Here is a 21,864-nt window from a genome sequence, read left to right as displayed (position 1 = left end):
ATGACAGGGCATCGGGCCAGCCGCATCCCTGTCTTCAATGGCCCCGCCGGGTGGCGGGAAATTCTGCCGCCCGCTCCCGCTCGTCCGCGGCTGGAGGGCGAGACCGGCTGCGATATCGCGATCGTGGGAGCCGGCTTCGCCGGCCTCTCGGCCGCCCGCCGCCTGTTGCAGATCGATCCCGGCCTCGACATCCTGATCCTGGATGCGGCGCGGATTTCGGAAGGGGGCACGGGCCGGAATTCGGGCTTCATGATCGACCTGCCGCATGAACTGACTTCGGGCAACTATGCCGGTGCCGGAGACAGCCACGACCGGCAGTTGACCCGGCTGAACCGCCAGGCGATCGAGTTCGCCGCGCAGGCGGTCAGCGACTACTCTATTCCCGAGGGCTACTTCCAGCGCAGCGGCAAGATCAACGCCGCCGCGTCTGCGGCCGGGATCGCGGCCAATGTCAGCTATGCCGCCCATCTGCTCGAACTGGGCGAGTCGCATGAGATGCTGGACGCGCAGGCCATGCGAGAGGTGACCGGGACCGGCTACTACCACGGCGGCCTCTACACGCCCGGCACGGCAATGCTGCAACCCGCAGGCTATGTGCAGGGCCTTGCCGCCGGGCTGGAGCGCGAAGGCGCAAGGATCTGCGAGAACTCGCCGGTCCTCGGCATCGAAAGCGGCGCGCAAGGCTGGTGTCTCTCGACCGAACGGGGCCGGGTCCGGGCCGCTCGCGTCATCATGGCGAATAACGGCCATCTTGAAAGCTTCGGCTTCAAGCGCGGTCGGCTGATGCATGTCATGCTGAACGCCTGCATGACCGAGGAACTGCCCCCCGAGGCCATCCACATGCTTGGCGGGCATGTCTGCTGGGGTCTGACCCCCGCCGATCCGATGGGCACGACCGTGCGCCGGATCGGTCCCGCGCAGGGTGGTCATCGCATTGTCATCCGTCAGGGCGGCTATTACCGCCCGGGCATGCAAACCAGCGCACACGATCTGGCCCGACTGGTCAGCGCGATGCGGCAGAAATTCGACACCCGCTTTCCGATGCTGCGCGGGATCCGCTTCGAGCATTCCTGGTCTGGTCATCTGTGCCTGTCGCGCAACAACGTCTCGGTCATGCGAGAACTGGAGCCGGGGCTTTACGCTGCCTGCGTCGACAACGGCCTCGGGACGGCGCGGGGGACGCTGACCGGGATCGGCGCCGCCGAGCTGGCGACCGGGCGCGAGAGCGAGATCACGGCCTTTTTCACCGCCGAGGCCGAGCCGGCCCGCCTGCCGCCCCATCCGTTCGACACGATCGGCGCCAATGTCTATATGCGCTGGAAAGAATGGCAATCCCGGCTAGAATGAGACCCCGCCAACAAGGGACCAGCACGCCATGCCGCCGATCAAGCGTCGCTATCTTCCCTCGCTTGGATCGTTCGCGACATTCGAGGTCGCGGCCAAGCACCTGAGCTTCACGATGGCCGCGCGCGAGCTGAACGTGACACAGGGCGCGATCAGTCAGCAGATCCGCTTGCTGGAACGCGCGCTGGGGGTCGACCTTTTCATCCGCAAGCGCAACATTCTCGCGTTGACACCCGAGGGCATCAGCCTTGTTGCCGCAGTCAGCGCCGGGCTCGACACGATCAGCGCGGCCGTGTCGGTGATTACCGATGACGAAGGCCCCGAGACGATCACGATCTCGGCCACCGATGGCATGGCCAGTTTCTGGCTGAAGCCGCAGATCGACAGCTTTCGCAAAAGTCACCCACAGGTCGGATTCGTGATCCTTGCCTCGGATGCCGACGACACCCTGCGCAACTATTCCGAAGTCGATCTGTCCATTCTTTGCGGCAATGAACGCTGCGAGGTAGGAGAAGTCCTGCATTTCCTGTTCCCGGAAGTCGCCCAGCCGGTCTGCACGCCCGCCTTCCTGGCCGAGCACGGCCCCTTCGACGAGGTCGACAGCCTGAACCGTGTGAACCTTCTGCATCTGCATGACCGCCACTGGTCCGCCGATGCAATTGGCTGGCAACCGCTTGGCTGGACCGAGTGGTTCCGCGCGCAGGGTTCGGAATGGGCCAAGCTCGCGTCGAGCCTTTCGACCAACAAGGTCAATCTGCTGATGGCCGCCACCCTTGCCGGAGAGGGTGTCATGCTGGGCTGGCAGCACATGGTCCGCGCGGCGATCGAGGAGGGCAGCCTTGTCCTTGCCCATCCCGGGCAGTTGACCATCGGCCGTGGCAACTTCCTGAACTGCCGGCAGAAATCCCTGAACCGGCCGCATGTCGCCGCCTTCGTGAGCCACGTTCTCGCGTCGTTGAAGCAGCAGGACTGACGCCCGGCTGCGCTAGATTTTCTAATGCAAGACTGCTGAATATTCTCGTTTGCCGAGGCGAAGCCTCTTGCGGGATAGTTCAGTGAGCCGGGGGCAGGGGGCCCCGCAGAGGAACCGGAGAACCCCCATCACAATCAACCAATGGGTCCTGGCCCACACGCCGCAGCCTTTGCGGCGAGGGATGCTTGCGGCCATCCGGCCCGACCAACAGGAGAGAGAACATGCGCAGCTTAAAGCTCGCCTTCATGGCGGCGGCGGTCGCCCTCGGCCTTGCCGCACCGGTGTCGGCACAGGACAAGGTCATCCAGATCGGAACGATGGCCTGGGAGGACCTGACCCCGATCACCGGGATCACCAAGAAAGTGCTGGAGGACAAGGGCTATACCGTCAACGTCACCGAGTTCTCGGAATGGGGTATTGCCTATGCGGCCCTTACCAAGGGGGACGTGCAGATCATGGTTTCCCAGGTCGATTACGCCGCACAGGACTACTGGCAACGCAACAAGAACCGGCTGGAAAAGATCGCGCCGGTATCCTACGGCCTCTATCAAGGCATTGCCGTCCCGAAATATGTCCCGATCGATTCCATCGAGCAGATGAACGAGAACGCCGACAAGTTCGGCGGCAAGATCATCGGTATCGAGCCCGGCGCTGGCGTCATGCGCGAAGCGGCCGACGTGGTGTCTGGCTATGGCCTTGACCTGAAGCTGGTGGAGGGCAGCACCGCCGCGATGACCGCCGCGCTGAAGGCCGCGACCGATCGCAAGGAATGGGCCGCCGTCATCGTCTGGGAACCGTCCTGGATGGTCCAGAAATACGACACCAAGTTCCTTGCCGATCCAAAGGGGATCTTCGCTCCGCCGCAGGGCTATTATTGGATCGGCCAGAAGGGCTTTTCGGAAAGCAATCCCGAGGCGCGCGAGATCATCGCCGGTGTCTATGTCCCGCTTGCCGACATCACCGCGATCAATGCGGCCGTGAACGACGGCAAAACCATGGACAGCGCCGTCGCGGACTGGACCGCCGCCCATGCGGACCTGATGGAACGCTGGAGCAACATCAAATCCTACTGAAGGCTGTGCCGGACGGCCCCGGCGGGCCGTCCACCCCAACCAGAAAAGACAGGGTGGTTATGGAAAGCAACGAGATTCTGATCGACTGCCAGTCGGTCTGGAAGGTCTTCGGCGACCGCAGTGTCGACGCACTCCGCTCAATCGCGGATCGCGGGCTGAGCAAGCGCGAGGTTCTCCAGCAATTCAACTGTGTGATCGGCGTGTCCGACGCCTCGCTGCAGGTCCGGCGGGGCGAGATCTTCTGCATCATGGGCCTGTCGGGCAGCGGCAAGTCGACCTTGATCCGGCTGCTGAACCGGCTGATCACGCCCAGCCTCGGCAAGGTTCTGGTCAAGGGCCGTGACCTGGCCACACTCGATGCGCGCGCTCTGCGCGAAACCCGCGCTCGTCATATCGGCATGGTGTTCCAATCCGTGGCGCTATTGCCGCAGCGGACCGTGCTGGAAAACGCAGCCTTTGGACTGGAAGTGCAGGGCATCCCCCGCGACGAGCGCAACCGGGCGGCCGAGGCCGCGCTTGCCAAGGTCGGCCTGTCCGACTGGAAGGAGCGCTATCCCCGCGAATTGTCGGGGGGCATGCAGCAGCGCGTGGGCCTTGCCCGCGCCCTCACCGCCGATCCCGAGATCATCCTGATGGACGAGCCCTTCTCGGCGCTCGACCCGCTGATCCGGCGCCAGTTGCAGGATGAGTTCCGCCAGCTCACCAAGGAACTGGGGAAATCAGCGGTCTTCATCACCCATGATCTCGACGAGGCGATCCGGATCGGCGACCGCATCGCCATCATGAAGGACGGCGTCATTATTCAGGAGGGGACGGCCGAGCAGATCGTCATGAATCCCGCCGACCAGTATGTCGCGGATTTCGTGGCCGGAATCTCGCGGCTGCATCTGATCAAGGCGCATTCGGTTATGATGCCGGTCGATGGCTGGCACCGCACGGGACCGGCGCAACCACTGGACAGTCTGCCCCGCTGCTCGTCCGAGGCAGATATCGACGAACTGATCGGCAAGATCATCGGTGCGGGCAGCGACGCCGTGGCCATCGCCGACGGTGACAGCATCGTCGGGGTCGTGACCACGCGCCGGCTGCTGCTCGGCGTGCGGGGCGAGCCCGAAACCCTCGCGGCAGCCTGAGGGAGCGCGCATGGAAAGCTTTGTCACCGCCTTCGACACCACCGTCGACGACGCCCTTTTCTGGCTGTCCGATCACGCGGCCTTCGTCTTCGACGGCATCCGCGCGCTGCTTGAGGGTCTTTACGACGGCATCCTGTGGTTGCTGATGCTGCCCCCATTCTGGGTCGTCGCTGTCATTTCCGGGCTGATCGGCTGGCGCGTCCTCGGCACTGGCTTCGGTGTCGTGGGCGCGCTGGGGTTGATAGCCTGCGCCGCAATGGGTCTTTGGCCGGAAACCATGAGCACGCTTGCGCTGGTGGTGGCTGCGACGGCCATCGCGCTGGCGGTCGGCCTGCCACTCGGCGTCCTTGCCGGGCTGATACCACGGCTTGACGGCGCGCTGACCCCGGCGCTCGACCTGATCCAGACCTTGCCGCCCTATATCTATCTGCTTCCGGCCATCGCGCTGATGGGCTACGGCCCCGCGACCGCGCTGATTGCAACCGTCATCGTCGCCATGCCGCCTGCGATCCGCCTGACCTCCCTCGGGATCAGGCAGACCCGGACCGAGTTTCTTGAACTGGGCGATGCCGTCGGCGCCAGCCGCGCCCAGATGTTCTTCAAGATCCGCCTGCCCTTTGCCGTGCCGAGCATCATGGCAGGCATCAACCAGAGCCTGATGATGGCCTTCGGCATGGTGGTCATCGCGGGCTTCGTCGGCTCGGGAGGGCTGGGCGAAACGATTTACAGCGCGATCCGGACTCTCGATATTGCGACCTCGATCAACGCTTCGATCGCGATTGTGGTGCTGACCATGCTTCTGGACCGCATGACCCAAGCCGCAGCGAGGACCAAATGATGCAGTTCAATCCCGGAGCCGTCCTTGCCCCCGCCGTCGACTGGCTGAACGCCAATTTTCACGGGTTCTTCGCCCAGGTCACTTTGGTGATCGAGGCACTTCTTGGCGCGATCGAGGCCGCCCTGATGACCCTGCCCCCATTTGCGGTGATCGCCATTGTCGTCATCGCGGCCTTTGCCGCCGCCGGACTGCGGCTCGCCATCCTTGCCGCTTGCTGCCTCGGCTTCTGCTGGCTGACCGAGCTTTGGCAGGCCTCGATGCAGACCATCGCGCTCATGCTGGTCGCCGTCATCGTGGCTGTTGCCGTTGCAGTTCCCCTCGGCATCCTCGCTGCCCGCCGTCCGGCGATCGAGGCGACGCTTCGCCCGATCCTCGACGTCATGCAGACCGTGCCGCCCTGGGTCTATCTGATCCCGGCGGTGATGATCTTCAGTCTCGGGCGGGTTCCGGCGATCATCGCGACCATCGTCTACGGCATCCCGCCCATGCTGCGCCTGACAACGCTGGCCTTTCGCGGCGTTCCCCACGACCTGAGGGAGCTGGGTCAAGCGATAGGTGCCAGACCCCGGACCATCCTGTGGAAGATCGAATTTCCGGCGGCGAAGCCGACGATGCTCGTTGGGTTGAACCAGTGCATTCTGCTGTCGCTGGCCATGGTGGTGCTGGCCGGGCTGGTGGGCGCCGGAGGCCTCGGGGCAGAGGTGACGCGCGGTCTGACCAGGATGGAGATGGGCCTTGGTCTACGCGCGGGTCTTGCCATCGTTGCAGTGGCGATTCTGGTGGATCGGCTGTCGCGCAGCGCGCTGGACCGTGGCAGGGGCCCACATAAAAGCGCCTAGGTGCTCATCTGTACGTGTGCTTCTGTCGGCCGGTTGCCGATATCATGGCACGCCGCGACCGGATCAGCCCGGAAGCCATTCTCGCTCTGATCGCCGATGTGCGGCACCTGTGATTGTATTGTCGCTCGCATAGGCGAGCGGTCCGCGCCGCGGTTGAACGACTTTTGTCAGTTGTGCGCGTGGTGCCGCCGACAGGACGCGATGCAATTGCTGCTGCGGTTGCCTATGCGAAATGGGAGAAAGGCGCAGATCCCGCCGGACTGAATATGGGGGCTGTTTTGCTTGCGCGCTCGCCCGAACCTTGGGCGCACCTTTGGTGTATTTCGGGGACGACTTCGCGAAAAGGATATTGCAGCTGCCAAATGGTCTGGGCGGATCGATAATAGTTACATAACCTTGGTTATTCCGCATTCGCATACCGGCAGCGCATGTTCATCGGCCTCGGCGCAATTGCACGGGAGCTACCCTTTGACGCCCTTGCCGACATGCGGCCGGCAGCAGACGCCCTGCCTACGCTGTCAGACGGGTGACGCCCGCACGTCGCATCCGCAGGCCCCAACCTCCCATGTTGACCATCAGCCTGTGACGGCGCACCGCGCCCAAAAGAGCAGCCTCGCTGACCTCCCGCATCACGCTGCGTTTGAACATGGTCCAGGCCAAGCGTCTCACCAACTTTCGCAGACAAGACGCCTAGCGCAGCATTGATGTAAGCAGGGTCGACAGCAGCCCGTGCATGGCCCAGGCCAGTTCGGGGTCCATGTCCTCGCGCCATTCCAGCGCGACATGCCGCAGCAGGGGTGGATCGACCACCTCTCTGTAGCTGATCAGCCCCTTCTCGACCTCTTCGGAAATCGAGATCCAGGGCAGGAATGTCTTGCCCAAACCCGCGATCGTCGCCTGCTTGCGCGGGTTCGGCCCGTCGATCTCATGGATGACGATGGGCTTCTTGCCGACCTGCCCTGCCAGCCTCTCGACAAGGTTGCGGACCGGGCGCCCCTTGGCGGGCAGCATGAGTGGTGCGTCCAGCGCCTCGGCGAAGGTGATCGGCCCCGCCGTCGCGTCGCCGTCACCGGCGGCAAAGCACATGAGCAGGCTTTCGGCGGCGAGCCACTGACTTTCGGGAACCTTCTCGTCCGCGATGACGATGGCAAAGTCGATCTCGTGCTGGCGCAGCATCTCGCGCGCCTCGCGCGTGACCGTCTCGATGACGAAAAGCCCGCTCAGCGGCAGGGTCTCGGCGGTCAGCTTCAGCAGATGCGGCGTCAGCTTGGTGGCGAGCGAGGGCAGTGCCGAAATCCGCATGACGCGTGGGTCCGCGGCCCCGCGGCGGCGCAGTCCCGCCAATTCCATCTCGGCCCGTTCGACCTGCGCCAGAATGATGGTCGCGTGGTCGAAGAGAAGCTGGCCGCCCTCGGTCGGTTCGACCCCGTTTCGACCGCGAATGACGAGCGGCCCGCCGAAATCGGCCTCAAGCTCGCGCAGGTGATAGGAGAGTGCGGGCTGCGGCACCGACAGGCGGCGCGCCGCCTCGGACAGCGAGCCCGCCTCGATGATCGCGCGAAAATAGGTCAGTCGACGAAGGTTCAGCCATCCCATCCAACAACCATACAATAGTTTTATGGGATGAAAAGTAATCTGTATTGGCGCGGCGATATCCAAGCCTGCTAGCGTCATCCGAGGAGACGCGCATTCCTGAGGAGGAGGGCCGCGCGACAATTCCGAAAACTTGCAATCGTCTCGCAGCGGCAGGTTCAGCCTCGCCCGCCGGGGTTGACACATAGGGAGGAAAGAGATGTCGAAATTCAGGATGGCCAACCTGCTCTGCGGGGTCGCGATCGGCTCGGTGGTCGCGACGGGCGCCTTCGCACAGGATGACGCGAACGCCATCACCATCGTCACACCCTACGCTTTCGACAATATCGACGCCTGCAACTCGTCCTCCGAGGTCGGGCTGGTGGTGCGCGAGAATGTCGTCGAAGCGCTGACCCACCTCAACCCCGAGAGCGGCAAGCCTGAACCCCGCCTCGCCACCTCATGGGAGCAGGTCGAGCCGACGGTCTGGCGCATCAAGCTGCGCGAGGGAGTGACCTATTCCGATGACAGCGCCTTTGACGCCGATGCGGTCTCGCGGTCCATCGAACGCATGTTCAACCCCAAGCTCGACTGTCTCAACCGCGGCAAGCTTTTCGCCAATATTCGCCTGACTCCGAAGGTCGTCGACAGCCATACAATTGATATATCGACCGAGAAGCCTCAGCCCTTGATGCCGATCTTCATGAGCTTCCTGACCATCGAGTCGCCCAAGACCGATTTCGACGCGATGACCAGCACCCCGGTCGGAACCGGACCATTTGCCATTCCCCAGCGCAATGCAGGCGACGCGATCGTCCTTGTCCGTCAGGACAAATACTGGGGCGAGGCTCCGGCGGTCAGCAAGGCGACATATGTCCGTCGCGACGAAAGCGCGCTGCGCGCCGCGATGGTCGAGGTGGGAGAGGCCGATATCGGGCTCAACATCGCCATTCAGGACGCGACCAATCCCGAAACCGACCACGGCTATCTGAATGGCGAGACGACGCGCCTGCGCTTCAGCTTCGAAGGCCCGCTTGCCGATATCCGGGTGCGCAAGGCCATGAACCTTGCCATCGACCGCGAGGCGCTGCGCGACGGGCTCTTCAATCAGGACTACGCCATCGCGACCCAGATGTTCCTGCCACGCATCAATGGCTACAACCCGGACATGAAGCCCTGGCCCTATGATCCGGAACAGGCCAAGGCGCTCATCGACGAGGCGAAGAAGGACGGGGTCGATGTCGGCGCCGAAATCCCGCTGATCTCGCGCATCAACTTCTATGCCAACGGGCAGGAGACGATGGAGGCGATGATCGCCATGTGGCAGATGGTCGGCCTGAACGTGAAGCTGCAGCCGATGGAGCGCGCCCAGTGGCTGAAGCTCGTCAACAAGCCCTATGCCGAGCCGCGCCCGGCCATGCTGATCCAGGAACAGCATGATAACAATTCGGGTGACGCCACTTTCACCATGCACTTCCGCTATCACTCGACCGGGCAGCAATCGGAATTCGGCGACCCGGAACTCGACCACCTGATCGATGCGGCGGACGCGGCCTCGGGGGATGAGCGGGTGAAGCTCTTCCAGCAGGCCAATGCCTATTCCGCCGAGAATGTCGTGCCCGACGTCATGATGTTCCACATGGTCAACTACATGCGCATCTCGGACCGGCTGGAATTCAAGCCGGACGGCGTGACCAGCACGATGATGGAGCTGTCGCAGATCAAGTTCCGCGGAACCAACTGAGCCAAGGGCCGGGCGCGCGCCGCCCGGCCTTTTCGCCGACCACGGGCGCGGCCCGCGCCGATGATTTGGGAAGGAAGCCCCATGCGCTCCTATTTCCGCCAACGTACGATGCAAAGCGCGATCTCGCTCTTTGGCCTTGTCGTGCTGGTGTTCTTCCTCGCCCGGCTGACGGGCAATCCGACCGACCTGCTTCTGCCGGTGGACACACCGCTGGCCGTGCGCGAGGAATTCGCCGCGCGCCACGGCTTCGACCAGCCGATGCTGGTGCAGTTCGGGCGCTATCTCCTCGACCTGCTGCAATTCGACTTCGGCGAGTCGCTGCGCGATGGCCGCCCCGCGCTGCAGATGGTGCTGCAGGCCTTCCCGACCACGCTGCTGCTGTCGTTCTGGGCGATGCTGATCTCGCTCGTGATCGCGATCGTCACTGGTTCGATCGCCGCATGGCGGCCCGGCGGGGTCTTTGACCGCATCGCCAGCCTCATTTCGCTCGCCGGGGCCTCGATCCCGAATTTCTGGATCGCCATTGTAGGCGTGCTGGTCTTTTCGGTGTGGCTGCGTGCGCTGCCGACCTCGGGGACCGGGACGCCCTGGCACTGGATCATGCCGGTCACGGTGCTTTTCGTCAGGCCCTGCGGCGTCCTCACGCAGGTCGTGCGCTCGTCGATGATCGACGCGCTGGCCTCGCCCTATGTCAAGACGGCGCGGGCGCGCGGCGTGCGCAGCCGGGTGGTTATCTTTGGCCATGCGCTGCGAAACGCCATGCTGCCGGTGGTCACCGTCGCAGGCGATCAGGCCGCGGGCATGGTGAATGGTGCCGTGATCGCAGAGACGGTCTTCGGCTTTCCGGGCATCGGCAAGCTCATGATCGACTCGATCATGTTCCGCGACTTCGCCGTGATCCAGGCCGCCGTGATGGTCACGGCAGTCGCGATCTTTGTCCTGAACATCCTGATCGACCTTGCCTATGCGCTGCTCGATCCCCGTGTGAGGCATGGCTGAGATGTCCGATATGACCCATCCGACCGCAGCGGCGAAACCGCCCCGCGAACATGCGCTGGCCGAAGCCTTCCTGATGCTGTGGCGCGACAAGTTCGCCTTTCTGAGCGCGTGTTTCCTGCTGCTCGTGGTGATCGCGGCCCTGTTCGGCCCGTCGCTGCTGCCCGATCAGGCGCTGCAGATGAACCTGCGCGGCCGGAACGCGCCGCCGTTCGAGCTGGAACGCGGCTGGCTCTATATCCTTGGAGCCGACAATATGGGGCGCAGCCTGCTGGCCCGGCTTGTCATCGGCAGCCGCTACACGCTGATGATCGCGGGCAGCGCCGTGGTCCTTGCGCTGGTCGTGGGCACCATCCTTGGGCTGATCGCCGGCTATCGTCAGGGGCGCATCGCCACGATCATCCTGCGGGGCGCGGATATCCTGATGTCCTTCCCCTCGCTGCTGCTGGCGCTGATCGTGTTGTTTGTGCTTGCCCCCAGCGTCGGGAATGTGGTTCTCGTCCTCGCTCTCAGCCGCGTGCCGGTCTATCTGCGGACCTGCCGGGCCGAAGTGCTGGAAATCCGCGAGCGCCAGTTCGTCAAGGCCGCCAAGGTTCTGGGCGCGTCCCATGCCCGCATCGTCTTTCTGCACATCCTTCCCAATGTGGTGCCGACGCTGATGACGCTCGCCACGCTGGAATTCGCCGCGGTCATGCTGTCGGAAAGCTCGCTGTCGTTCCTTGGGCTGGGCGTGCAGGCGCCTGCGGTGACCTGGGGCCTGATGGTGGCGGATGGGCGCGGCTACCTCGCCTCGGCCTGGTGGCTTTCGTTCTGGCCGGGCGTCGCGATCTCGCTGACCGCGATTTCCGCGAACCTCATGGCCAACTGGATCCGCACCGCGACCGACCCCGCCCAACGCTGGCGGCTTGAGAAAAGGACACGCGCATGACCGGGCATCTTCTGGAAGTCGAGAATCTTTCCGTCCGCTTTCACTCGCGCGGCAAGATCGTCGATGCGGTCAAGTCGGTCAGCTGGCACCTCGACCGTGGGGAAACGCTGGCGATCCTCGGGGAATCCGGTTCGGGCAAGTCGGTCTCGGCCTCGGCGGTCATGGGACTGATCGATACGCCGCCGGGCGAGATCCTGTCGGGCAGCATCCGTTTCGACGGCCGCGGGATCCTGGGACTGTCGGCAAAGGACCAGCGCGAGTTGAACGGGCGGCGGATCGCGATGATCTTTCAGGACACGCTGGCCGCGCTGAACCCGGTCCATACCGTGGGCCATCAGATCAGCGAAAGCATGACCGCCCATGGCGTCCCGCCCGAGCGCGCACGGACAAGGGCCATCGAATTGCTGGCCCGCGTCGGCATCCCCGAACCCGAGCGGCGCTTTCACGAATATCCCCACCAGTTCTCGGGCGGGCAGCGCCAGCGCGTGATGATCGCGGCGGCGATCGCCATGGAGCCGGACGTACTGATCGCGGATGAGCCGACCTCGGCGCTTGATGTCACGGTTCAGGCGGGAATTCTGAAACTGCTGAAGGAGCTTCAGGCCGAGAACGGCATGGGCATCCTGATGATCACCCATGACCTTGGTGTCGTAGCCGAGATCGCGGATCGCGTCGTGGTGATGTCTCAGGGCGAGGTCGTCGAGCAGGGACCATTGGCCGAGGTGCTGGGCGCGCCGCGCCACGCCTATACGCGTCGCCTGCTCGACGCAGTTCCGGGCCGTCATGGCTACCCGGCTGCCCGCGACCTGTCGTCCGAGGCGCTGATCGAGATCCGCGGATTGTCGAAATATTACGGCGTCTCGGCCGGTGTCCTGAAGACGCCCACGGGGCGCGAGATCAAGGCGCTGGACGATGTCAGTCTGACGCTGAACAAGGGCGAGGTGCTGGGCGTCGTCGGCGAAAGCGGTTCGGGCAAGTCCACGCTCGTCAACACGCTGCTCGGGCTGGTCGATCCGACCAAGGGCGAGGTGCTTTACCGTGGCAAATCGATGCTGGGACCGGGCAACCGCGAGATTGCACGCAATGTGCAGGTGGTGTTTCAGGATCCGACCGCATCGCTGAACCCGCGCATGAAGGTCGGGCGCATCATCGCGGAACCCTGGGCCATCCATCGCGGTGTGCTGCCGCGCGCGGAATGGCCGCGCCGGGTGGCCGAACTGCTGGAGCAGGTGGGCCTGCGCCCCGAACATGCCGACCGCTATCCGCACCAGTTCTCGGGGGGGCAGCGCCAGCGCATCGCAATCGCGCGGGCTTTGGCCCTGAAGCCCGAGGTCATTATCTGCGACGAGGCGGTCTCGGCGCTCGATGTCTCGATTCAGGCGCAGGTGATCCAGTTGCTCAAGGACCTGCGCCGGGACCACGGTCTGTCCTATCTGTTCATCGCCCATGACCTGCCAGTGGTGCGCGATTTCGCCGACCGCACCATCGTCATGCAGGGCGGCCGCATCGTCGAATCCGGCGTCACTGCCGAGATCTTCGAGCACCCCCGGCACCCCTATACCCAGAAGCTGCTCGCCTCCCGCCCGGTCGAGGAACGGATGCGCGGCCATATCACGGAGCCTGCCGAATGACCCGCCTTGTTGCTGCCGAAAGGGCGGCGGAACTCTTGCTGCGCTCGCGCCTTGACGGCGCACTGCTGGCCGAATTGCCGCAGGATCTTGCCCCTGCCTCGCTGGCCGAGGCCTATGCGGTGCAGGACGCGACGCTGCGCCAGATCGGCCCCGCCGGGGGATGGAAGGTTGCCGCGAAGCCTGATGGAGAGCCGCGCTGCGCCGTCCTGCCCGCCTCGGCCTTCCACGCTTCGGGAGTGACGCTGAAGGTCCCGCCCGCAGGCTTCGAGGCCGAGGTCGAGACGGCCTTCGTCTTTGCCACCGGCCTGCCCGCCCGCACGCGCCCCTATCAGCGCGACGAGGTCGCGGCGGCCATCGGGTCGATGCATCTGGCGGTCGAGCTGATCTCGTCGCGCTTCATCGACCGCAAAAGCATCCCGCCGCTGTCGCCCATCGCCGATCTTCAGGGCAATGCCGCCGTCATCCTTGGCCCCGCCATCGCGGACTGGCGCGACATCGACCTTGCCGGGCTGGCGCTGACGATGCGGCTGGGGGAGGCGCAGATCGAGGGGCCACTGAAAAACCTTGGCCTGCCCCAGACGCTGGAGGTGCTGACATGGCTTGCCAATCACGCCCTGACGCGGGGCGGCGGCCTTGCGCGCGGGGATGTGGTCATCACCGGCGCGCGTCTTGGTCCCGCGCCCTTGGGCGATGCGGACAGCCTGAGCGCAGAATGCCCGCAGATGGGCCAGGTTACCGCGAATTTCAGCCGCTAGGCGGCAGTCCGAAACCACAAAGGGAGACGAATAGAATGCACGGGTTCCAAATCCACCGCCGCGACAGCGTGGCGCCCAAGGCTCTGGTCGAGCGCTTCCGCCAGATCCCCGTCGCCAATGTCAGCGACGTGATGTCGCGGATGACGGCAGGCGGTTCACGGCTGCGGCCGATGCATGACGGAACGCCGCTGGCCGGGACCGCGCTGACGGTCAAGACCCGGCCTGGCGACAACCTGATGATCCATCAGGCAATCGACATGGCAGGCCCGGGCGACGTCATCGTCGTCGATGCCGGGGGCGACCTGACCAACTCGCTGATGGGCGAGATGATGATGAACTATGCCGCCAGCCGCGGCATTGCCGGATTCGTCATCGACGGCGCGATCCGCGACGCGGCGGTGATCCGCGCCGGAAGCCTGCCGATCTATGCTGCGGGCGTCACCCATCGCGGCCCCTACAAGGACGGACCGGGCGAGATCAACTGCCCGATTGCCGTCGACGGCATGGTCATTGTTTCGGGCGACATCATCCTGGGCGATGATGACGGCGTTTTGTGCATCCCCCAGTCGCAGGCCGAGGCCATCCTGACCGCCGCCGAGGAGAAATGCGCCGCCGAGGAAAGGACCCGCCTTGCCATCGCGGAAGGCCGCCTGAACCGGGACTGGGTGATGGCCGCTTTGCACCGGCAGGGCTGCGCCTTTCCGCCCCCGGATGCGGACCGGCTGGCAAGCTGAGCGCAACCGGCGCATGTTCAGGGAATGAGGGACACCCGAACCGATCCCGCGCCGGTTCCCGCCGGCGCGCTTTTCCTGACCTGTCTCAAGGTCGGCTCGCTCAGTTTCGGGGGCGGCCTGACCGGCTGGCTGCATCGCGAATTCGTCCAGCGCCGGGGCTGGGTCAGCGATGACGATTTTTCCGCCACGCTGGCCATCGCGCAGGTTCTGCCCGGCGCGAATGTGGTCAATCTTGTCGTCTGTCTGGGCGAGGAATTGCGCGGCCCCCTTGGCGCGGCGGCCTGCGTCACGGGCTTTCTGCTGCCCCCGGTCCTGTCGGTCCTTGGCCTTGCCTTGCTGTTCGACCGGCTGGGCCAGTTCCCCGCGGTCGAGATCGCGATGCTGGGCATCGCCTGCGCCGCGCTGGGGATGCTGCTGCAGATCTGCTGGCTTGGCCTCAGGCGTGCAAAGGGATCCCCCCGGCGTCTTGCCGTGATCGCCGCGGTGGTGGTGGGAGTGACCGTGCTGAAGCTGCCCATGATCCTTGTCGTGCTGCTGGTCGCGCCGGTCAGCGTCTGGCTGGTCTGGAGGCGGGGATGACGGACCCACTGTGGCAGATCCTGTGGCATATGGTGCCGCTGTCGCTGGCCTCCTTCGGGGGTGGTCCGGCAATTATCGCCGGGCTGGATGTTATGGTGCGGCAGAACGGCTGGATCGCGCCGCAGGACTTCCTGCATCTTTTCGCGATCTCGCGCGCGGCGCCGGGACCGGGCACGACGCTGGCCACGCTGATCGGCTGGCGGCTGGCGGGCTGGACGGGCGCGACGCTGGCCTCGCTCGCGATCTACCTGCCCTCCTCGCTCGTCTGCTATCTGGTCTATCGCGCAACCAGCCGCCACAGGGACAGGAAATGGCACCGCGCGATGCGCGAGGGGCTTGCCCCGGTCGGAACCGGGCTTGTCATCTCGGGCAGCATCGCGCTGATCCAGATTTCGGGGAATGGCTGGGCGGGGCCGGCGATTTCGGTTGGGGCCTTCCTGATCTTTCAGGGCCTGCCCCGGATTCCCGCCGTGCTGGTCCTGATGGCGGGCGGGGCGGCAAGCCTGCTGCTTGCCGCCCTTTCCTAGTCAGATCGCCGCGCGGGGATCCTTGCGGGCCAGCCGGGCCAGCAGATAGTCGATCTCCTCGCGTACACGCGGGGTCAGGGCGGTGCCGGGCCTGCGCTGGATGTCGCAGGCAATCGCGCCGCGCCGCATCAGCAGGTATTTGCGCACGGCCAGCCCGACGCCCTGCTGCTGCTCCATGCGGATCAAGGGCAGATGCGCGTCGAACAGGTCATGGGCCGCATCGCGCTGCCCCTCGCGATGCAGCCGGTCCATCTCGACCAGCGCATCGGGAAAGGCATATCCCGTCATCGCCCCGTCCGAACCGCGCTCCGGCTCGAAATCCAGAAACATCCCGCCATTCGCCGTCAGGATCGAAAACGGCCGCATCCCGCCCGAGGCCTGCGCCGCCCGGATCGCCGAAAGCTTTTCAAGCTGCGGCCAATCCTCGGCCTTCAGCATCACGCAGGACGGGTGGTCGGCCATGATCCGCCCGATCATCGGCACCGACAGCACGACCGACAGCGTCAGCGGGTAATCCTGCAAGGCCCATGGCGTATCCTGTCCGATGGCATCAACCGCATTCCTGAAATGCGCCGCGATCTGCTCGTCCGAACGCAGGCCGGCATGGCCCGCGATCATCACCCCCGCAGCGCCCAGATCCATGACCTCGCGCGCGAGCCGGCCCATCGCGGCAAAGCTTGGGTTCGAGACGCCGACCACGACCGGCACCCGCGCCCGCGCGATGACGCGTGCGGCGATCTCGCGGCTTTCCTCGGGCTCAAGCTTGCCTGCCTCGCCCAGGATGCCAAGGATGGTGATGCCCGTGGCGCCCGCATCCTGATAGAAGTCGGTCAACCGGTCGAGGCTGTCCCAATCTACCGACATGTCCGGACGAAAGGGCGTCGCGGCGATCGGATAGACGCCCTTGGTTTCGATACCGAAGCTCATTTGCCCTCCCTGAATGCGGCGTAGCGGGCCTTGGTCTCGTCGTTCATCGGATAAAGGCCGGGCAGCGGCACCCCGCGATCGACCTCGGTCATGATCCAGGCCTCCTGCGCCTCCTGCTCGGGCGCCTCGGCCACGACGGCATCGAGGAGCGCCGCCGGGATCAGCACCGCGCCATCGTCATCCACGACCACGATATCGTCGGGAAAGACCGCGACCCCGCCGCAGGCGATGGGCTGCTGCCAGCCTACAAAGGTCAGCCCCGCGACCGAGGGCGGAGCTGCGATCCCGCTCGACCAGACCGGCAGACTGGTGCCATGCACCCCGGCCGCATCGCGCATCACGCCGTCCGTCACCAGACCGGCCACGCCGCGCTTGGCCATGCGCGCACACAGAATGTCGCCAAAGATCCCGGCATCAAGGACGCCCATCGCATCAGCGACGGCGATGCAGCCCTCGGGCATCGCCTCGATTGCCGCCCGGGTCGAGATGGGCGAGGCCCAGCTTGCGGGCGTCGCCAGATCCTCGCGCGCCGGGACGAAGCGCAGGGTGAAGGCCGGGCCGACCAGTCGCGGCTGGCCCTGGCGGAACGGCCTTGTTCCCCGCATCCAGACATTGCGCAGACCCTTTTTCAGCAACACCGTCGTCAGCGTCGCCGTCGACACCGCCTCGAGAACCTCTTTGACTTTCGGATCCATCCACTCCCCCTTCAGATGCTTTGGATCAGCCCGCCATCGACACGGATGACAGAGCCGGTGATATAGCTGGCGCGCTCCGAGGCCAGATAGGCCACCGTATCGCCGTATTCCCGTGGCTCGCCATAGCGGCCGAGCGGAATCGACGCGGTCGAGGCGGCCTCGACCTCGGCGGGCTCTTTCCCCTCCCTTTTCGCGCGCTGCTCGTCGAGAAAGGCGATGCGCTTGGTGGCGATGCGGCCGGGCAGCACGATATTGCTGGTGATGCCGGACCGCCCGACCTCGCCCGCCAGGGTCTTCGACCAGCCGACAAGGCTTGCCCGCAGCGCATTCGATAGCCCCAGATTGGCGATTGGCGCGACGACGCCGGACGAGGTCGAGGTGATGACACGCCCCCAGCCCGCGGCCTTCATCCCCGGCAGGACGGCATCGGTGATCGCGATGACCGACATGACCATGGCGCGGAAATGCCTCTCCCATTCCTCGGGAGACTGACCCGAGACAGGCGTGGGTGGTGGACCGCCGGTATTGTTCACGAGGATTTCGACCGGGCCGAATGTTGCCTCGATCCCCGCGAGATGCTGCGGGATCGATCTCAGGTCGGCCAGATCCCACGTCACCGCCTGCGCCGCTCCACCTGCGCGGGCGATGTCCTCTGCCGTCGCCTGTGCCGCCTCGGCCACGATATCCGCTGCGACCACCCTTGCGCCCTCGGCTGCAAGGCTGCGGGCGATGGCCCCGCCGAGCCCGCCCCCGGCGCCAAAGACCAGCGCGACCCGCCCCTTCAATCCTAAGTCCATTGCCGTCCTCCTCTGTCACCTCAGGGATACACGGCGACACAGGCAAGAAAAACATGGCCTATTCTGTCTTTAGACGATAGCTTTCCTATCTTATGGATACGCGGTTCATCGAGACTTTCCTTGCGGTTGTGGATCACGGCAGCATGGCCGAAGCCGCACGGCGGCTGGGCCTGACCCCGGCTGCAGTGGCGCAACGCATGCAGGCGCTGGAAACCGAGCTTGGCGCGAAGCTTCTGCGGCGGGTCGGGAAGCAGGTGCGCCCGACCGAGGCGGGTCACGCCATCCTTGAACCGGCGCGCAAGATGGTCGCGGATGCGCGGCTTATGCGGTCACGCGCCAATGCCGGGTTGACCGCTGGCGAGTTGCGGCTTGGCGCCATATCCACCGCCCTGACCGGGCTTTTGCCGCAAGCGCTGCTGCGCCTCAGGCACCGCTTTCCCGCGGTTGAGCTCTTTGTCCTGCCCGGCGCCTCGGCCGACCTTCATGCCGCGCTCGACGCGGGCAGGATCGATGCCGCGTTGCTGGTGCGCCCCCCTTTCGAGATCCCGAAAATGCGGGACTGGCATGTGGTCAGGCGCGAGCCGTTGATCCTGCTCGTCCCCGTCGATCTGGCCGACCGCGATCCGCTGGAACTGATCGCGACCCAGCCCTTCATCCGCTATGACCGCGCGAACTGGGGTGGACGGCTCGCGCAGGCCTGGCTTGAGGCGAACAACCTTCGGCCTCGCGAGTGGCTTGAACTGGACCAGCTCGAGGCGATCTCGGTCATGGTCAGCAATGGTCTGGGTATTTCGGTGCTGCCCGATTGGGCGCCCCCCTGGCCCGAAGGGGTCGCGGCGCGGCGCATCCCCCTGCCCGCTCCGGCCATGGAGCGCGAGATCGGCGTGCTCTGGAATCGCGACAGCCCCGGTGTCCGCCTTATTGATGCAGTGATAGGGGCCCTGTCTGAGACAGCATCATCTATAGGTTAGAGGTTGATGCGGACTGGCGCCGAATCCACGCGCCACGCGCAAATCAAGGCTGAGCCCGATCGCAAAGCAAAACGCTTGCTACCGGTTGCGGTAGATAGGTCCAACCGATCGCAAAGGAGTTGGGTCGACCGCGTCCGTCCCCTTCCGAACTCGGCACGGTTGCTTTCCGCCTAACCCAAATTGCCCGGAAATCCGCCTCGCCAGCTACCCTGAACAGCCGCCAGATCTCAATGCCACACCGAGAAAATGCCTCGGCTATCGCACTACCGCCGAAGTCTTCCGTGAGGCAACTTATGCCCGAAACAGGCCCCCTGCCCTAACTTCACCAGCGTCAGGGTCGCGTCTCAATCTGAAACCACGTTCGGTATCCTCACCTGTCCTTGCAGGACGATCAGATTCTTACTGGGTCGAGACACCTGTTCGTTAAGATCCCACCAAGGACGGCAGGCGGGGCAACGCTGGCCATGGTCAGGCCTGTAGAAACTCATGCCAGCGCCGAACCAGGTAATTGTGTTCCGGCATGATCGTGCTCCAGACAGTGACATTGGAAAGACGCTGCCGATAATCGCCCCCGGCGCGGCGCTCTCCCTTTTTCACAACGATCGTCCCGGTCATGTCCGGCAGATCGACCGCCGCCGGAAGGCCGCCATACCAATAGTCCCATTCCTGATCCGCCAGCGTATCGGACAGGCGGGAGGGCACCGAGATGTAATATCCCTGTCGCGCCATGATTGCGCCTGGCTCGCCCTCCAGCCACCAATTCAGATACCGATAGGCCATCTCAAGCCGCTTGCCTTCAACAGCGGCCGAAACGCACATGCCGGAATGCCAGCCCCGATAGCCTTCGACCGGGGCGGCATAGGTCAACTCGCGACCCTGCCCGCGCATTCCATAATAGGCGGGCGACCAAAGCGACGAGACGACACAGCCCGAAGTAGACAGAAGTCGGATCGAATCCTCGGCCGAACTCCAGAAACGGCTGAAATGCCCGCTGCGCTTTCGCGCCATGAGATGCCCAAACATCTCGTCGATCTCTTCGATGGTCAGGTCGCCGGGATCGTCTACCTGCATCAGTCCCGCCGCCTGAATGGCCATAGCCAGTTCGACCGCGCTTGCCGCAGGGTCCAGGCTCAGCGCACAGCGGCCATGCCAGCGCCCGTCAAGAAGCCAAGCCCAGCTTTCCGCCTCGTCCCGCTGCCGTCGCGCAGCGAGTTCCGGCGTATAGGCAAAGCTGTCCACGTTATAGGAGGTCGGCAGCATCGAGATGAGCGGCGTGGCAGAAACGGGCGTGGCAGAGAGCGAACGATCGCCCTGCACATAAAGGACATCCGCGGGACGCGTTCCGAAACCCTTTCCGGCACCGGCAAATACATCCGATGCGCGGACATGATGCCAATGCGTAATCCGGCTGGTGTCGATCGGCTGTATCGACCCCGCCGTCCAGAGCAGGTCGACCGAATGAAACCACTGGTCATAGACGTCATAGCTTTCCGGAGACAGCACGCCGCGGCTTTGGCAGGACAACCCGTCAAGCACCTCGAACTCGATCGGGAAATCCAGATCCGCATGGGCCCGGCGACGCAGCGCCTCGGTCAGCGTGGCTGACGTGCCGATGACCTTCAGCGCCTCAGCCATCATGTCCCCGGTAAACCGGCGTCATATAGGGCGTCATGCCAGGCGCTTCGAGCAGCGACAGGACGCGCAGCCGGGCAAGGGCCAGCGCCTCGATCCGGCACAGGTGGTCGCGCAGCACGGCCTGCGCCTGTCGGACTTGCCCCCGCTGCAAGTGCCGCAGGATTTCGGCATATTCCTTCAGCGCCTGCAGGTCGTCGATGATCGGAAAATGCCGTCTGAACAGACGCGGGACCAGAAGAGACAGCTGATTGCGGCGGATGGAGCCCAGCAGCCGGGAATTGCGCACGCCCGTGAACATGTCCACGAACATCGCCTCATCCAGCCGGTCGAGAACCGCGGCGCCACAGGCGGGGAAGCTGTCGATCACCGCCTCGATCTTCGCCAGAAGTGGGCCAAGGTCTCCGTGGCTGCGATCGGCCGCGACCAGCGCAAGCGCCTCGGGTTCAAGAAGGCGGCGCATCTGCAACGTGTCTCTCAGGTCGCGGGCCGTCATCTGCCCGACGATCCAATGGGACTTGCGGTTCTTTTCGATCAGGCGCCGGTCCATCAGGCGCCAGAGCACCTCGCGCGCGACGGTGCGGCTAACGTTGTAGTAGTCGCCCAGCTCGGCTTCCTGAATGCGGAAGGTTCCGAAAGGCATGCAGCCTGTGACCACATCGGCCACCTGCGAAAAGATCCGCTCCCATGAGGCGGTGCGCTCGATGCCGTGGGTTTCAGAGGTCAGGATTTCCTGCAAGCGCCGGGAGGACAGGCGCAGGGGGGCGCCGGATCGCCCCGCAACATAGCCCTGACCCGAGGCCGGAGTGACAAGCCCCTCCGCCGCCAGCATGGCCAGCGCCCGGCGCACGGGCGCCCTGCTCATCCCGAGTTGACTGGAAATCGGCGCCTCTTTCAGCACTGCCCCTTCGGGAAGCTGGCCTGCCAGGATCTTGGCCGCAAGCAGGTCGCGGACCGAGTCATAGAGGAATGCGTTGCCCGCATCCCTTTCCCGCTCCTCCCGCCCGTCGCTGTCCGAAGCCATGTCGAAATTCGTCCAATGCCCAGAATTCGCGCAAGCTCCGAGGCAAGTCGCACAAGCTTTCCCGGAAACCCCGCATTGGCTTCATTCTATACATTCCTGGGCCTCGGATGGAAATGTGCATTGCATCCTAAAGACAGTTTGCTACCGTATTT

General features: G+C 64.8%; 22 protein-coding genes. 15 read left to right on the top strand and 7 right to left on the bottom strand.

Annotated features, from left to right (window positions below; all coding sequences use genetic code 11):
* The 6 genes from RM190_RS21615 to RM190_RS21590 all read left to right on the top strand — a co-directional run bounded on the left by RM190_RS21615 (position 1) and on the right by RM190_RS21590 (position 6,200).
* Positions 1 to 1,347: an NAD(P)/FAD-dependent oxidoreductase gene (locus RM190_RS21615; protein WP_311761554.1), complete on the top strand. Its 1,347-nt coding sequence runs from the start codon at positions 1 to 3 to the stop codon at positions 1,345 to 1,347.
* Between the two features lie 28 nt (positions 1,348 to 1,375).
* Entirely contained in the window at positions 1,376 to 2,317 is a 942-nt protein-coding gene (locus RM190_RS21610) for a LysR substrate-binding domain-containing protein (protein ID WP_311761553.1), read from the top strand.
* A gap of 221 nt (positions 2,318 to 2,538) precedes the next feature.
* Entirely contained in the window at positions 2,539 to 3,390 is an 852-nt protein-coding gene (locus RM190_RS21605) for a glycine betaine ABC transporter substrate-binding protein (RefSeq protein ID WP_311761552.1), read from the top strand.
* 59 nt (positions 3,391 to 3,449) lie between these two features.
* Entirely contained in the window at positions 3,450 to 4,523 is a 1,074-nt protein-coding gene (locus tag RM190_RS21600; RefSeq protein ID WP_311761551.1) for a quaternary amine ABC transporter ATP-binding protein, read from the top strand.
* 10 nt (positions 4,524 to 4,533) lie between these two features.
* The gene (locus RM190_RS21595) at positions 4,534 to 5,361 is read left to right on the top strand and encodes an ABC transporter permease (RefSeq protein WP_311761550.1); all 828 of its coding nucleotides are present in this window, start codon (positions 4,534 to 4,536) and stop codon (positions 5,359 to 5,361) included.
* Complete coding sequence (locus RM190_RS21590; protein WP_311761549.1) at positions 5,361 to 6,200, top strand: ABC transporter permease; 840 nt, start codon at positions 5,361 to 5,363, stop codon at positions 6,198 to 6,200. The genes RM190_RS21595 and RM190_RS21590 overlap by 1 nt, the downstream gene beginning before the upstream one ends.
* A 510-nt stretch (positions 6,201 to 6,710) precedes the next feature.
* On the opposite strand, the gene RM190_RS21585 is transcribed toward RM190_RS21590, so the two are convergent.
* Positions 6,711 to 6,848 (bottom strand): hypothetical protein, encoded by a 138-nt coding sequence (locus RM190_RS21585; RefSeq protein WP_311761548.1) that lies wholly within the window; start codon positions 6,846 to 6,848, stop codon positions 6,711 to 6,713.
* 42 nt (positions 6,849 to 6,890) lie between these two features.
* On the bottom strand, positions 6,891 to 7,796 hold the full coding sequence (locus RM190_RS21580) for a LysR family transcriptional regulator (RefSeq protein WP_311761547.1): 906 nt from the start codon (positions 7,794 to 7,796) through the stop codon (positions 6,891 to 6,893).
* A 196-nt stretch (positions 7,797 to 7,992) separates the two neighbouring features.
* Here RM190_RS21580 and RM190_RS21575 point away from each other — a divergent pair, with 196 nt between their 5' ends.
* The 8 genes from RM190_RS21575 to RM190_RS21540 all read left to right on the top strand — a co-directional run bounded on the left by RM190_RS21575 (position 7,993) and on the right by RM190_RS21540 (position 15,666).
* Positions 7,993 to 9,516: an ABC transporter substrate-binding protein gene (locus RM190_RS21575; RefSeq protein ID WP_311761546.1), complete on the top strand. Its 1,524-nt coding sequence runs from the start codon at positions 7,993 to 7,995 to the stop codon at positions 9,514 to 9,516.
* Positions 9,517 to 9,597: 81 nt separating this feature from the next.
* The gene (locus tag RM190_RS21570) at positions 9,598 to 10,515 is read left to right on the top strand and encodes an ABC transporter permease (protein WP_142664996.1); all 918 of its coding nucleotides are present in this window, start codon (positions 9,598 to 9,600) and stop codon (positions 10,513 to 10,515) included.
* 1 nt (position 10,516) lies between these two features.
* On the top strand, positions 10,517 to 11,440 hold the full coding sequence (locus tag RM190_RS21565) for an ABC transporter permease (RefSeq protein WP_246098826.1): 924 nt from the start codon (positions 10,517 to 10,519) through the stop codon (positions 11,438 to 11,440).
* On the top strand, positions 11,437 to 13,071 hold the full coding sequence (locus RM190_RS21560) for an ABC transporter ATP-binding protein (protein ID WP_311761545.1): 1,635 nt from the start codon (positions 11,437 to 11,439) through the stop codon (positions 13,069 to 13,071). The genes RM190_RS21565 and RM190_RS21560 overlap by 4 nt, the downstream gene beginning before the upstream one ends.
* The gene (locus RM190_RS21555) at positions 13,068 to 13,826 is read left to right on the top strand and encodes a 2-keto-4-pentenoate hydratase (RefSeq protein ID WP_311761544.1); all 759 of its coding nucleotides are present in this window, start codon (positions 13,068 to 13,070) and stop codon (positions 13,824 to 13,826) included. Before RM190_RS21560 ends, RM190_RS21555 begins: the two co-directional genes overlap by 4 nt.
* A 35-nt stretch (positions 13,827 to 13,861) precedes the next feature.
* Positions 13,862 to 14,560 (top strand): RraA family protein, encoded by a 699-nt coding sequence (locus tag RM190_RS21550; protein WP_311761543.1) that lies wholly within the window; start codon positions 13,862 to 13,864, stop codon positions 14,558 to 14,560.
* Positions 14,561 to 14,584: 24 nt separating this feature from the next.
* Positions 14,585 to 15,139, top strand: a complete 555-nt coding sequence (locus RM190_RS21545; protein ID WP_311761542.1) for a chromate transporter — start codon at positions 14,585 to 14,587, stop codon at positions 15,137 to 15,139.
* On the top strand, positions 15,136 to 15,666 hold the full coding sequence (locus RM190_RS21540) for a chromate transporter (RefSeq protein ID WP_142665002.1): 531 nt from the start codon (positions 15,136 to 15,138) through the stop codon (positions 15,664 to 15,666). The genes RM190_RS21545 and RM190_RS21540 overlap by 4 nt, the downstream gene beginning before the upstream one ends.
* Here RM190_RS21540 and RM190_RS21535 read toward each other — a convergent pair whose 3' ends face one another.
* From RM190_RS21535 to RM190_RS21525, 3 genes are read right to left on the bottom strand one after another with little or no spacing between them, the layout of a single operon-like run.
* Positions 15,667 to 16,593, bottom strand: a complete 927-nt coding sequence (locus RM190_RS21535; RefSeq protein ID WP_311761541.1) for a dihydrodipicolinate synthase family protein — start codon at positions 16,591 to 16,593, stop codon at positions 15,667 to 15,669.
* Positions 16,590 to 17,288: a ribonuclease activity regulator RraA gene (locus RM190_RS21530; protein ID WP_311761540.1), complete on the bottom strand. Its 699-nt coding sequence runs from the start codon at positions 17,286 to 17,288 to the stop codon at positions 16,590 to 16,592. Before RM190_RS21530 ends, RM190_RS21535 begins: the two co-directional genes overlap by 4 nt.
* Positions 17,289 to 17,299: 11 nt before the next feature.
* Positions 17,300 to 18,085: an SDR family oxidoreductase gene (locus RM190_RS21525; RefSeq protein ID WP_311761539.1), complete on the bottom strand. Its 786-nt coding sequence runs from the start codon at positions 18,083 to 18,085 to the stop codon at positions 17,300 to 17,302.
* Between the two features lie 92 nt (positions 18,086 to 18,177).
* On the opposite strand from RM190_RS21525, the gene RM190_RS21520 reads away from it, so the two are divergent.
* The gene (locus RM190_RS21520) at positions 18,178 to 19,056 is read left to right on the top strand and encodes a LysR family transcriptional regulator (protein WP_311761538.1); all 879 of its coding nucleotides are present in this window, start codon (positions 18,178 to 18,180) and stop codon (positions 19,054 to 19,056) included.
* 468 nt (positions 19,057 to 19,524) lie between these two features.
* Here the strand turns inward: RM190_RS21520 and RM190_RS21515 are convergent, their stop codons facing one another.
* Positions 19,525 to 20,691 carry an ABC transporter substrate-binding protein gene (locus RM190_RS21515; RefSeq protein ID WP_311761537.1) on the bottom strand — a complete coding sequence of 389 codons (1,167 nt, stop codon included), beginning with the start codon at positions 20,689 to 20,691 and terminating at the stop codon, positions 19,525 to 19,527.
* Complete coding sequence (locus RM190_RS21510) at positions 20,684 to 21,712, bottom strand: GntR family transcriptional regulator (protein WP_311761536.1); 1,029 nt, start codon at positions 21,710 to 21,712, stop codon at positions 20,684 to 20,686. Before RM190_RS21510 ends, RM190_RS21515 begins: the two co-directional genes overlap by 8 nt.
* Positions 21,713 to 21,864 lie beyond the last annotated feature (152 nt).

It is taken from the genome of Paracoccus broussonetiae (assembly GCF_031854425.1).
GTDB classification, from domain to species: domain Bacteria; phylum Pseudomonadota; class Alphaproteobacteria; order Rhodobacterales; family Rhodobacteraceae; genus Paracoccus; species Paracoccus broussonetiae.
Note: the sequence above shows the minus strand (reverse complement) of the source record. Positions and strands in the feature narration are given on the sequence as shown.